This is a genomic window from Bacillus sp. FSL E2-8868 (genome assembly GCF_038005505.1).
Taxonomy (GTDB): domain Bacteria; phylum Bacillota; class Bacilli; order Bacillales; family Bacillaceae_G; genus Bacillus_A; species Bacillus_A mycoides.
In genome coordinates this window covers 74,813-87,109 of record NZ_JBBOTI010000004.1, presented here as the reverse complement: position 1 = coordinate 87,109, position 12,297 = coordinate 74,813, and the positions used below count along the sequence as shown (strand labels likewise).

Below are 12,297 nucleotides of genomic sequence, written 5' to 3'. Positions count from 1 at the left end.
GACTATGAATCCTATTGCCTTATCACATATATCTAGTTATATACCTAGTAAGAAAATTGATATTCCTGAAGTTGCAAGAATGATAAATGCTGTTGATTATCCGTTTAGTAAAAGCGATATTGATAGATTTGACAGCAATTTAGGTTTTAAATGTGTACCAATAGAGGAAAAATTAAGTTTGGAGGAGATGCTTTACAAGGCTTGTACTCCAACAATATGTAAATTACAAAAAGAGGGTAAAGCGATAGATAGAATAATATTGACTAGGACTTCTCAGATATATTGGCATGAGCAAAATATATTTCGTAAACTGATGCATGATTATGATTTATTGGACATACCCACATTTTCTGTTGCTCAACAAAATTGCGCTTCTATTCATACTTCTTTATTATTAGCACAACAATTACTTAATTCCAATGAAGAAATGGAAGGGATATTATTAGTAAGTGGAGATAAAGCCTTTCATCCAAGCCTACGACGTATCCCTGATTCATTATTAGGTGATAGTGCTAGTTGTTGTTATTTGAGTAAAAATCTTAAAGGGAACCACCATACAATTCAAATTATAAAAAATAATGTTGATGCGGTAACGTATAATGGCGTGAATTCTACCCCAAATCAGTTAGAATGGTTTAATACAACGTACTATTTTGCTATTAGACAAATAGTGAGGGAAGTATTAAAAGAGGCAAATCTTACATTAGAACAGATCAGCCTTATAATTGGGAGCAATGCTAACTATAAGACGTGGCTAAAAGTATCAGAAATACTTGATTTTCCTATAGAAAAATTCTATACGGACACTATAGATAAGGTAGGACATTTATACTGTTCAGATATTCTATTTAATTTACAAATGATTGATATAGAAAAAAAAATAAAACCAGGTTCTTATTATCTAACTATTACAGTGGGGCTAGGAGGTACATATGGTTGTGCTTTACACCAGTATCTATAAGGAGGTCATAGTGTGAATAGTTTTTTTTTATCAATTTTAAATGTTGAAAATCCCTTATATGCTAATAAGGCAGACTATTTGCAAGATTTTAATAAAAAGCAAACGAACGTAGACAGCGCTTTGGATTGGCTGTTCGAGGATAATATTCATAACATACCGTCAATTCATGATTCAAAAAAACAAGAAGAGTTTCTTTCAAAAACAATCAAAGTACCTACATTCAATGCTCCTCATTCAGATATTTTACTAAAATTAATAAGTGAATCTAATATACCCGCTGATGAAATAGATGTATTATGTTACTGTCATGAAACGTTAGAACAAAGTCATAGTATGTTACCTGTACTTAAGGCTAAGAAGGAATTAAAATTAAAAAAAGCTTTGCCATTTTCAATTGGGCAAGCAGGCAGCTTAAGTAGTATTATGGCTATGGACATAGCGAAAGCTCTATTGAACAATGGGTATAAAAATTTTCTGGCTACTATTGTAGATTCGATGCATGCTCCTTTTTCACGTTCTGCTTTTAATGGCTATACAAAAGGGGATGTGGCAATTTCTTTGCTATTAAATAACCAGAATGGTGATTACAAAATTAAATATTTTAAAGTATATCCTACCTGCCATAATATAAGTCCTGCGCATTGGAGTATCAATGATTATTTAACTGCTGAGGATTTACTAGTTGCAAAATATAGAGAATTATTGGATGATATTAATAATAAAGAACATTCAATTAAATGGACAGTATATCAGAACGTATCCAATAGATTAGATAATATGTTTAAAGAGATAGGATTTAACAAAGGATTAAATTCTTGGAATCGAATAAAATCTCAAGAGATAAATCTATTAAGTAGTGATGTTTTTTTATCACTACTAGATTTAGAGTCTAATAAGAAATTAAAACCAGGAGATGATATATTGCTTGTATCTGCAAGCATTGATCATGGGATTGCAGGGGTAGTTTTAGAAAAAATGTGAGAGAGTTAGAGTGGGGGAAAAAGTAATGGTAAAAATATTAACAGAATTCCTTAGACCTAAAAGTATGGAAGAGGTCCTAGGACAGTCGCATTTAAAAAAGAAAAATCATCCTATTATGAAAATGCTAGAGAATAAAAATCTTAAATCTATCTTACTATATGGTCCCCCAGGTACAGGTAAATCGAGTTTAGCAAAGATTTTAGCAAAATCATCGGATCTGCCTTTTGAAGAGATGAATGCAACAGTAAATTCAACTGGTGATATTCGAGAAGTAATCGAAAAGCACTCCAGTTCTTTTGTGATGATATTAGATGAGATTCACTATTTAAATAAAAGGTTGCAAAGTATTTTATTATCGTATATGGAAGAAGGGAAAGTTATTTGTATTGGTACAACAACTGAAAATCCATATAAAACAATCGCGGATGCTATTCGGTCCAGAATGTTTTTAACAAAAGTATATCCTCCAAACAGAACAGAAGTGAAGTTATTAATCCAGAAAATAAAAAAAATTTTTAATAATATTGAGATTGAGCCTGAAGCAGAAGAATTAATAATGGGTGCGTATGAGAATGATGTTAGAAAGTTTATAACGACCTTAGATTTATTATTTAATATAGAAGAGAATATTATAACCTTAGAGGATGTACAATCAGTTTTAGGAATTACTCAAGGGGATGATCCTTCAAAGTTAATGTCAGCTTTTATTAAATCTCTACGTGGGAGTGATGAGAATGCTTCACTCTACTATCTATGTCGTATGATACGCGTTGGAGTTCCAGGTAGCCAAATATTTAGAAGGCTGTCTATTTTTGCAGCTGAAGATGTAGGACTTGCAAAACCTGATGTTATGCAGTCTATTGCAAGTGCGCAACAATTATATAATAATCTAGGCGATGAAGAATACGACTCAATATTAATATTAGCAAATTTGGTAGTGTATCTTTCTTTAATTCCAAAATCAAGAAGTATTGTTGAAGCTGTACAAACAACATTTAAGGAAATTGAAAGTGGATATTTACCGAGTGTGCCAGAATATTTGTTGAACTATTATAAAGGAAATAAAAAAGCGGGGGAAATAGACACTCCTTTTCTGCCTGAATCGTGTAGAAACAGAGTATTTTTTACGCCATGGGATGTGGGACAAGAGGCAAGTGTAAGGAAGTTTTTGGAAAAGAGAAGGAATAGCTAGATAGATAATTATTAAGGAGGAAATTTTTTAGTTAAGTACAAACATAACAAATACCAATCTAAACTTAGATTGGTATTTGTTATGTTTGTAAAAATATATTAATGCTCATTTTTATATTGAGAATGATAAGGTTGTAATGATAAATATTTAAAATGCATTATTATCCCTTTAAATACTTTGAAAATAATTCTTTAATTTTTTCGGGCCATAGTTGGGTATCTAAACCATACTGAGCCAAGAATGCAAATATCCATCTCTCTAAACCAAATGCCATACAACTCGTAGAGGCAAATTCATTATTATTTTTAATTGAAAAAGCTTGTCCAAAAACATTACCATGGTAATTAGATGAACTTACTGAAATAGAACTATTTAGATAAGGAATCTTGAATTTTAACTCATACTTCATATCCAGATCTCTTTGGAAAAAAGATTTAACTTTATAATCATTTGTAAAAAATGGATCATTAGCATTTTCAAGGAAAGAATCAATTTCCCATATGTTAAGAAATTCTTTCAATAATATAATTGATTTTTCACGCATTGATTTTACGTATTCGTCACTACCGATAAAGATAATTTCTCTCATTGAAAAATCAAGTAATCTGCCAAAATCTGAATGATTATTTGATTCATATCGGCTACATCTTCCAACAGATGTTATTGTACTCCCCTCATTAGGGACTTCTTTATTTTCTAAACTTTGATAACAATGGTAGCAAACAGCTGGATTTTTAACAAGGCTAGTTGTTCTGACGTCATTAGGTTTAATCATATCTGCATTCAAACCATCGTTCGCTCTTACATTTTCTGTGAACTTATCTATATTCGTTAACTCTTCTTCTAAATGTTGAGTAAATAGTACATGATGCGGGAAAGAAGTGAAGTGATTGGTTTTATTTAAAGTATCCATTGAAATTAATGTAGGATAATATTCATTTACAGCACCTAGTGGTTTTGCAACATAATCAACAATTAATTGGTCTAAAAAAAGGATTAAGTCTGAGAAAGGGGGACGGAATGTGAAGATTCCCTCATGATTTTTCACAATAATATTTTGATCTATAAGTTGTGTAAATATGTCATTTATATAAGGTGGTTGTACCGAATGCTCATGAATAATTTGACTTTTAAAAGGAAGATTCCTTCCTCCTGAAATTCTTTCTGTTAACTTGTGGACTAGTTTTTCTAGATGAATAGTAATTTTTTCAGTATGATCAATCTTAATTTTATCATGATCAATTTTACAAGAGATAATATTATTATTTAAAAAACGAAGCAGGTACTGGAATTGTTGGAATTCTTCTTCATTTTTTGTGAAATTATCAATAATTAGCTCATTCATTTCAAAACAACTCCTTTTTTATTTTGTACAAAAGTTATTATTTTATTAATAGTAGTAAAATTATCTAGTGTTAATTCTTCATCAAATACTTCAAATTCAAAATAAACTTCTAAGTCTACAATAAAATGCATAAATGCAATAGAGTTGAAACCAACGAATAATAAGTCTTGATCATCGTCTGTATTACTATCAATGTGAATTTGTTTTTGAAGCAACTCAATAATAGAATCTCGCATAAAATCTTCTCCCTAATTTTAAATATATAATTTATTTTTATTTAAGATACTCTGAATTATTTTTTCGCCATGAAAGCGTCCGTCTGAAATAGTGATAGTATTAACATCGGATCCTCCAGCGACCACACCACAACAATATATACCTTGGATATTTGTTTCTAAAGAGTCTTTGTTGTATTTTGGTATATTTGTAACTTCGTCGAACTCAACCCCAAGTGATTGGAGTGGAACATAGTTAGGTTGGAATCCAATGAGCTTTAACACAAAATCATTTTTAATATGTTTTACGCCATCTGGAGTATTGATAGTTACAGTATTTTCTGTAACCTCTTGTATGTTAGAATTAAAATAGGCAGTAACTTTTCCTTCATCTATAGCCTTTCGTACAGATGCCAACATCCACCTTTTTGGTGTATAACTGAGATTCGATCCTCTGTGGACAAGAGTAACCTTTGCATCCACAGTTAGTAAATCCATTATGGCCTCCAAACCAGAGTGTCCTGTTCCAACAACAACAACATTTTGATTAGAATATGGATGAGATTCTGTAAAATAGTTTTTTACTTTGTTCAAGTCTTCTCCAGGGATATTTAAATTTCTAGGATTATCAAAGAAGCCTGTGGCAAAAACAACATTTTTTGTATGATAGATTCCTTTATCCGTACGGATTTCATAAGACGTTTGAGTCATTTTATTAACTGAAGAGACATCTAAAACCTCTTCATATTGTTTAATATTCAAATTAAAATATTTGGAAACCTTATAGTAATATCTCATCGAGTCTTGTTTTGTTGGGGGACCATACTTTAAAGAGAAAGGAATAGAATCTATTTCAAAATCTTCAGGAGGTCCAAAAAGCGTAACATATGTAGGGAATTTAGAAATAGTGTTTACAATACAGCCTTTTTCAATAACTAGGTAATCAAGTTTAGATTTATGAGCTTCTACAGCTGCAGCAAGACCACAGGGGCCAGCTCCAATGATAATAAGATCCTTCATTTATAATTACTCTCCTTTAGTTAGTTGTTCATATAAGGGTAATATTTCTTTTTTTATTTGGATGATTTCTTGCAAAGTATTTAATGAACGACTAATTAGTGTATCGTTCTTAGTCAGATGGGCTTTTAATATATAATTTGCAACCAATTTCCATTTGTGATCTAATTCGTGGAATGCATTTTCTAATACAGGATGTCCAAAATAAGTATTAATAAAATCTGCATGTTGAGCTCTATAAGATCCCATATGCTTTAGTTTAGAAAAAAGATTTATTACCTTTATATAATCTTGCAAATAGTCATCTCTTTTCTCCAAATCCGTATATAAACTTTCAACTCCTAATAAGCCAGAAGAGTTAGAATTTTTTTGTGTCATATGTTTGTAGTTTGATTGAATTAATTCAGTTAGTGTATTTTGGTTAAAAGTATGTTCAATTTTTTCGATGCTAGCAATAATCATAGGGTGTTCTATATGGAATGCCTTTTTTATAGATTCTTCAATAATATTACGATTAACTTTAGTAAAGGAAGGTGTAGTGAAAAAATCTACAATATGATACTCCTGATTAATAGGATCATATCCTCTAATAAGTAAATAGTGATTTTCATGAAACTTTTGAAAGCATATATTATCATGTGGCAAGTCAAACCTATCAATAAAAACCATTGGTAATCTAGTTTTACTAAGAGAGGAAATAATTATTTGATGATAGTCTACTATAGGTTCCTCTATAGCCGTAAGTTGAATATTAAAATAATCATTAAGAAGTCTATTTCTTTCAAATGGTGAATTAAATAGACTTAATGAGAAGAAAATCAGGGGATCTTTTTTATAATTAAAACGCCAAAAAGATCCTGTTACTTCTTGAAAATTAACTTTACCCAAACCTTTTAAGGCAGCCATACAATATACTGTAATACAATCTGCGAGCTGATTATCCATATGTGCTATTTTTAATTTCTTCATTTTATACTCCTTTTACAGCTTAGTCATATTAGATAGTTTTAATGAAGAGGGATAGAGAACTAAGTAATCAAATATATAGTACTAATTAATACTACTGGATAATTTTATAAGCTGTTTAATATATTGTTCTTCTTTTTCTTTCAATTGAGATACCCTATCAAAAACCTTTTGTGAGAAGTGATCATTACGTACAACATTACGAAGTGCTAGGTTAGCACAAATCTTGTATTCTTGTGCTAAATCTGTAAGGATTTGTACCAAAGTAGTTGTTTCTTTTGAGGTATCATATTTCTCGAGAAATTCTCCAAATACATATCGAGAATTTCCCAATTCATTAAAGTCTTCATAGAGCTCCTCGAGAGTTACTTGACGTAATTCTTCGTCCATATCTTGATTGATTGAATTTAACTTATGATAAATATCTTTAAAGACGTCTAATCCTTGTGAGAAGATATAGGATTCATCAAAAATCTTATATGACACGGGCAAACCAACTTGGTCAGTAGAAAGAAGGCTCGTTAGGTTTATATTTATAGATTTTTGATATGATTGCTTAGCAAAAGACTTATAATTTTTAGTACTTAAAGAATAATACTGATAACTTGATGGTTGTAACAGTTCTTTAGATCCTTCGACAGCTTTTTGAAGATCTTCTTCACTCAGATCGCCTACGAAATGATAGTAATGATCGATTAATTTATAATTAGACTCTTCTTTTTTCCAAATTTCCATCCAGTGAAAATTATGTTGAACTTGGTATCTAGATGAGTAAGGGAGAAAGAAAGTATCGACTGGCGCAATTACTTGTATCCCCTTATCGAGGGTAGAATCTAAACTTTCCCTGTAATCATTAAAGTTGGAAAATGTTTTATGTTCAGGTACTAGGTTAGAAAATTCAGAAATCTCTTCGTTAAAAAAACTCATTCTAGGTATAAACCTTACCGAGTTATCTGGACGTTTAATAGTATAGAGTTGACTAAGAAACCACAGGCCTTCAATTTCTACCTCTTCATGAATTACTCCTGTAACCGTCATAGTTAAGCAATTATGATAGGGATGAGTAAATAGTTTGGATTTATTCAATTGTTTCACCTCTTAATGTAATTGAGAATATATGGATAAAGGGATTGCTACCTAATTTAATTTCATCGAAAGCAATATTAGAAGGCAGTTGTTCCTGATGACAATATATCTTGGGTTGTAAGCTGAATAAATCAAGATTTTTGTTTCTAGTAAAAGGACATTCTAAAATAATTGGATCCCCAAACCAGGAGGTTTCTGAAACAAATTCTGTTAATGCTAATTTAAATGTATAAACTGTTTTGTTATTAAATAGGAGTTGAACATCATCATAAAAGTTACCATTATTTGAAGAACCAAGTATATAGAGGTCAGTAAATTTCCCTTTAGGAACTTGAATAGTTTGATAATCTAAAGTTAAATTATCGAAACCCTCACTAGTCTTCGTTGGAAAAAGAAATGAAGTATTTTCCCAATGGAATTTTTCTCCGTATTTAGGGAGATGTTCTGCTGGATAAAATGAAATTCCTAAGCTAAAACTACTATCATTAATAGGTTCATTTTCACCAAGAATACCATGATTATTAAATAAATCACTTAAATTAAGGTGGTAATCTTTCAATATAAATCCCTCACTTTTTACAATAGTTATTAACATGAGCTTATAATACTTTTGTCTATGTGGACCATAAATCATTTGTTAAGAAAACGTTAGCGTATTATTCAATTAAGAAATGTAAAAGTAATTCTATTCGAGTATATAGACATCTTCTGTATATTTTCTTAGGCGATGTTTATAAGAAAGTATTTTCTTTTGGAAAGATTCGTCATCTTTTTGATCTAAAAGATGTAAGGGCATTTTTAGGTTTAATAATCGATCTGGAATTAATAATCGAGTCATTCCTGGTGGGGTAATATAATGATAGTCTCTCAATTCCTTAAATTCTTCTAATGTAAAAGGCTGAAAAGAAAGATACTGTTTACCAGGTTCTAAAAAGTCTGGCGGTTCTGGAAGTCTTTCAATTTCATCTTTATTTAAATAACTTGAAGATATTTTGTGAAGTATTTCTAAACGTAATTTTAAAGATTTTGGTCCTAGAAATACTGTAGTTTGATTAGAACGAAATAAAGTAAACATCGGAACCTCTTTAGCATAATAATTATTATTAATGATTTCTATATAATCAGGTATGACATGTGTCCATGATAGAATTTTAAGTTTAGGATGATCCAAGTCTACTTTTTGTACTATAATGTTATTGATATTCATCTCTATTAAAGATTTAGCCCTGTGTAATCCATCTAATATTAAATAGGTATTATCATGACAGACAGTTACCATAGGAGGATTATTTAAATATTTTAGGCTATGAATGTCATTTGTAATACGTTTCAATCTATGTGGGTCGTGATCTTCATGAAATCGTAAAGAATCTATTGGAATTAAATCTAAATTATTTAAGATAGACAAAATTATCAGCTCTCTCTTTTTTTAATAGTAATAGTCCAATATGTGAAAGCGGACCAACTTGTAGTAATAAAATGTTATCATTAGCATCTAAAACGCCAGTTTGTTCAGCTTGCTCTAATGAAACTAAACAATCACTAGTCAGAAGATTACTGCTAGTAGCAATGGTCCTTTTGAAGAGTTTTAGTTCGTTTTTTTGAGTATACATTTCTAATGCTTCAATGAAATATTCACTCAAATTTTGTGCGATTATCCATTTTATGGCATGGGTATTAATAAATTCATCTAATAATTTGCTTGTAATAGAAATCAATTTTTCTTCAAATAAATTATAATCTGTTATACTCCACCTTAGCGGTGTAGGAGTTGAAGAAAAAGAATGTAAAGTGTAGTCAATAATGCGATACTGTCCATTGTCTTTACTAAAAATACAGGAAGCAGAACTATCTCCCTTAGGATAAGAGTTGAAAAAAATTCTAGGGTTGGGTGGACATACTTGATCAGTAGTAGTAATGATAGAAAATGTCTTTTTTGAATTTTGCTTGTGCAAAGTATCTAACAGAAATATAGAACTAGTAAAAGCAGCAGAACCTTGGTGACTTATCGAGAAGGGTATAGAACCTTTTAACTTCAGTTTTTTTTTCACTTTTAAAGCAGGAGTTAAATAGATACTAGGCTCGTTTGTATCATGACAATATGCAAAGTATAAGGGGTCTCTTTTTGATGTTTTACCCACTAATTTTTTTGTTGCTTCTAATGCCAAATCAGAAGAAGTTTCATTTAAAGATATTGGCAGTGAATTATTTGGAAGAATAAACTGTAAATTTGTTCCATCATAATTATTATCTAATCCGTATTCTTTGTTCAAAGAATATAATGGGAATTTCCGTTTTTGAGATTCAAATTTCTTAATAATATTCTCTTGATTTATAAGATTATTTTTTTGTATTTTGCGAGAATTGGGAACATAAGTTGTTATGTTCGAAATGAATATATTTGAGTTCATGAATTACACCTCTTGATTAACATTTGAATAAGGTACATCCAAAAGTACCACCTATTCCAGCAGTTAATGTTACATAATAATCTCCTGGATGAATTTTTTTTGAATATATTGCATGGTGAAGATTAAGAATAGGATCAGAATTATGTGCATGTCCAGTATTAGATAAAGTAGGGAAATAGAATTTCTCAATAGGTATTTTTAAAATTTTTCCTATGTTACTCCAAGTTGGGAAGTTTATATTACTTGGAATAATTAGAGTGATATCATCTGAATTGAAATTAGCGTCTTTTAAAAGGGACTTTAGATTTTTTATTATTCCTGTTGAGACACTTTTTAGAAACCAATCAAATTCCTCTGGAGCAGATGCTTCCCCATTAAAAATAGTAGCATCTACATTAATATTAGATGCGATGATTTGATTTTGCTGTGAACCTTTTGAAACCAAGACGGCACAAGCAGCATCTCCCATTACAGAACTTTCCTTGAGATACCTAAAGTCTTCTACAAATGTTTTATCACTTGTTAAAATTAAGACACTTTTTGCGTGATTATTATTTAGTAGCCATGTATGGGAGAGAGATAGTAAAAAATCCATTCCTGCACAATTCAGATTTGCTACTGACATACTGTGTGCATTATGAAAGCCAAATTGATTTTTAATAGCTAGAAGTGGTTCAGATAGAAAAGGTGAAAATTGCAAGATTGTATGGGTAAATAAAATTAACCCAACATCTGTTGAATCAATTTTATTGTGCAACATAAGGTTCTCTATAGCCGCAATTAACATCTCATTAGCATTTTTTTCAGTTTCAACAGCTACTTCTTTTAAGTGATGAGTATTCATTAGTACATCAAGTTCATTTTCAGATAAATATAAGGTACTTGCTAATTCTTTTAAATTTACGCGATTGTTAGGAACGTAAATACCGATTCCCTGAATGCCTATCCTCATCTAGTTCCTCCTAATAGTATTTATTATTAAAGCTAAGGTACAATAAATACCATATTTAACTACATCAATCTAAAGTTAATGACATGTTAAAAATACTGAATATTCTTAAAAAAATACATTTATTGAGTTATTATAAGTTTAAATTTTATTAAAAGAGGTGTATTTAATGTATTTGCATAAGATTTCCACGTATAGACCAGAAAAGAGAGTAGATATTTATGATATTAAAGAATCAGTTGGACTAAGTGATAAAGAATATGAGAGAATAACGGATTTTCATAAGTTAAGATATATTATGGATTCTGGTACAGAGACGTCATATAGTATGGTGAAAAAATCAGTTAAAGATTTATTTGAAACTAACAAAATAATCCCTGATGATTTAGGGGGAATTATATATGGACATGCCATGCAAAGTCATCCTGATGGTAACGTGTTTTTAGAGAAGTTAAAAAAAGAATTTGATTTAGGGGATATCCCAGCATTTACAATTTCAGATTTGAATTGTGTAACACCAATAACAGCTATTGAAATAGCGACTAAATTACTTGAAAATTCCAACAAAAAATATATTTTGCTACTATTTGCTGAGAAGATGTATACTGATTCAATGCGAAAAATTGAGGACATGACTGTATTCTCCGATGGGGCAGCAGCATGTTTAATATCTTCTCAGGGTGATAGTAATAAAATCATATGTGTTAATCAATTTGTAGACTCTAAAGTATCAAGTTTTGGGGAATGGGATGATCAATCATACCGTTGGTTTCAAATGTCATATTTTTTGGGTATAAAGAAAATACTTAAATTGACAGAGAAAAAATCCAATATTAATTTACAAGATATTAAACTCATAATCCCGCATAATGTGAATTTTGATACTTGGGAGTTAGCCTCACGTTCTTTAAACATCCCGTTTGAAAATATATATACAAACAATATAGCTAAATTAGGGCATGTTAGCGGTTGTGACTTATTACTTAATCTTCAGGATTCCTTATATGAATTTGATATCCCAAAGGATTCATATTATTTAATGTTAAGTGTGGGCCTTGGAGGTGCTTATGGTAGTGTTCTAATGAGAAAATAATATTAATATATAAATCACGTGGGATTAACATAGATTTTATGTATTTTGGTAAAATATACTATTATAATTTTACTAAAATAA

Annotated in this window: 13 protein-coding genes; 4 read left to right on the top strand and 9 right to left on the bottom strand. The window is 30.3% G+C overall.

Annotation, left to right across the window (positions count from 1 at the left end):
• The first annotated feature begins 4 nt into the window (after nucleotides 1-4).
• Genes NSS74_RS25470 through NSS74_RS25460 form a run of 3 tightly spaced genes read left to right on the top strand, consistent with a single transcriptional unit; the run spans nucleotide 5 to nucleotide 3,134 of the window.
• Nucleotides 5-961, top strand: a complete 957-nt coding sequence (locus NSS74_RS25470) for a 3-oxoacyl-[acyl-carrier-protein] synthase III C-terminal domain-containing protein (protein ID WP_176280901.1) — start codon at nucleotides 5-7, stop codon at nucleotides 959-961.
• Between the two features lie 12 nt (nucleotides 962-973).
• Complete coding sequence (locus NSS74_RS25465) at nucleotides 974-1,942, top strand: hypothetical protein (protein WP_201033399.1); 969 nt, start codon at nucleotides 974-976, stop codon at nucleotides 1,940-1,942.
• A 25-nt stretch (nucleotides 1,943-1,967) separates the two neighbouring features.
• Entirely contained in the window at nucleotides 1,968-3,134 is a 1,167-nt protein-coding gene (locus NSS74_RS25460; RefSeq protein WP_340814535.1) for an AAA family ATPase, read from the top strand.
• Between the two features lie 160 nt (nucleotides 3,135-3,294).
• Here the strand turns inward: NSS74_RS25460 and NSS74_RS25455 are convergent, their stop codons facing one another.
• The 9 genes from NSS74_RS25455 to NSS74_RS25415 all read right to left on the bottom strand — a co-directional run bounded on the left by NSS74_RS25455 (nucleotide 3,295) and on the right by NSS74_RS25415 (nucleotide 11,126).
• A complete protein-coding gene (locus tag NSS74_RS25455) occupies nucleotides 3,295-4,479 on the bottom strand; it encodes a hypothetical protein (RefSeq protein ID WP_088031200.1) in 1,185 nt (394 codons plus the stop codon).
• On the bottom strand, nucleotides 4,476-4,715 hold the full coding sequence (locus NSS74_RS25450; RefSeq protein WP_088031199.1) for an acyl carrier protein: 240 nt from the start codon (nucleotides 4,713-4,715) through the stop codon (nucleotides 4,476-4,478). The genes NSS74_RS25455 and NSS74_RS25450 overlap by 4 nt, the downstream gene beginning before the upstream one ends.
• 18 nt (nucleotides 4,716-4,733) lie before the next feature.
• A complete protein-coding gene (locus tag NSS74_RS25445) occupies nucleotides 4,734-5,714 on the bottom strand; it encodes a YpdA family putative bacillithiol disulfide reductase (protein WP_149191271.1) in 981 nt (326 codons plus the stop codon).
• 6 nt (nucleotides 5,715-5,720) lie between these two features.
• Complete coding sequence (locus NSS74_RS25440) at nucleotides 5,721-6,680, bottom strand: hypothetical protein (protein ID WP_088031197.1); 960 nt, start codon at nucleotides 6,678-6,680, stop codon at nucleotides 5,721-5,723.
• Nucleotides 6,681-6,761: 81 nt separating this feature from the next.
• Nucleotides 6,762-7,763 (bottom strand): BtrH N-terminal domain-containing protein, encoded by a 1,002-nt coding sequence (locus NSS74_RS25435; protein WP_241139168.1) that lies wholly within the window; start codon nucleotides 7,761-7,763, stop codon nucleotides 6,762-6,764.
• Nucleotides 7,756-8,322, bottom strand: a complete 567-nt coding sequence (locus NSS74_RS25430; RefSeq protein WP_193657802.1) for a hypothetical protein — start codon at nucleotides 8,320-8,322, stop codon at nucleotides 7,756-7,758. Before NSS74_RS25430 ends, NSS74_RS25435 begins: the two co-directional genes overlap by 8 nt.
• Before the next feature lie 126 nt (nucleotides 8,323-8,448).
• On the bottom strand, nucleotides 8,449-9,171 hold the full coding sequence (locus NSS74_RS25425; protein ID WP_149191268.1) for a hypothetical protein: 723 nt from the start codon (nucleotides 9,169-9,171) through the stop codon (nucleotides 8,449-8,451).
• Nucleotides 9,155-10,174 (bottom strand): hypothetical protein, encoded by a 1,020-nt coding sequence (locus NSS74_RS25420; protein WP_340814531.1) that lies wholly within the window; start codon nucleotides 10,172-10,174, stop codon nucleotides 9,155-9,157. Before NSS74_RS25420 ends, NSS74_RS25425 begins: the two co-directional genes overlap by 17 nt.
• Nucleotides 10,175-10,190: 16 nt before the next feature.
• On the bottom strand, nucleotides 10,191-11,126 hold the full coding sequence (locus NSS74_RS25415) for a 3-oxoacyl-[acyl-carrier-protein] synthase III C-terminal domain-containing protein (RefSeq protein ID WP_340814530.1): 936 nt from the start codon (nucleotides 11,124-11,126) through the stop codon (nucleotides 10,191-10,193).
• Between the two features lie 166 nt (nucleotides 11,127-11,292).
• Between NSS74_RS25415 and NSS74_RS25410 the strand changes: the two genes are divergently transcribed.
• On the top strand, nucleotides 11,293-12,216 hold the full coding sequence (locus tag NSS74_RS25410) for a 3-oxoacyl-[acyl-carrier-protein] synthase III C-terminal domain-containing protein (protein ID WP_201033394.1): 924 nt from the start codon (nucleotides 11,293-11,295) through the stop codon (nucleotides 12,214-12,216).
• Nucleotides 12,217-12,297: the final 81 nt, after the last annotated feature.

Coding starts and splice junctions, on each gene's coding strand:
- NSS74_RS25470 (WP_176280901.1), top strand. CDS start 5: ATGAATCCTATTGCCTTATCACATATATCTAGTTATATACCTAGTAAG.
- NSS74_RS25460 (WP_340814535.1), top strand. CDS start 1,968: ATGGTAAAAATATTAACAGAATTCCTTAGACCTAAAAGTATGGAAGAG.
- NSS74_RS25455 (WP_088031200.1), bottom strand. CDS start 4,479: ATGAATGAGCTAATTATTGATAATTTCACAAAAAATGAAGAAGAATTC.
- NSS74_RS25450 (WP_088031199.1), bottom strand. CDS start 4,715: ATGCGAGATTCTATTATTGAGTTGCTTCAAAAACAAATTCACATTGAT.
- NSS74_RS25445 (WP_149191271.1), bottom strand. CDS start 5,714: ATGAAGGATCTTATTATCATTGGAGCTGGCCCCTGTGGTCTTGCTGCA.
- NSS74_RS25440 (WP_088031197.1), bottom strand. CDS start 6,680: ATGAAGAAATTAAAAATAGCACATATGGATAATCAGCTCGCAGATTGT.
- NSS74_RS25420 (WP_340814531.1), bottom strand. CDS start 10,174: ATGAACTCAAATATATTCATTTCGAACATAACAACTTATGTTCCCAAT.
- NSS74_RS25415 (WP_340814530.1), bottom strand. CDS start 11,126: ATGAGGATAGGCATTCAGGGAATCGGTATTTACGTTCCTAACAATCGC.
- NSS74_RS25410 (WP_201033394.1), top strand. CDS start 11,293: ATGTATTTGCATAAGATTTCCACGTATAGACCAGAAAAGAGAGTAGAT.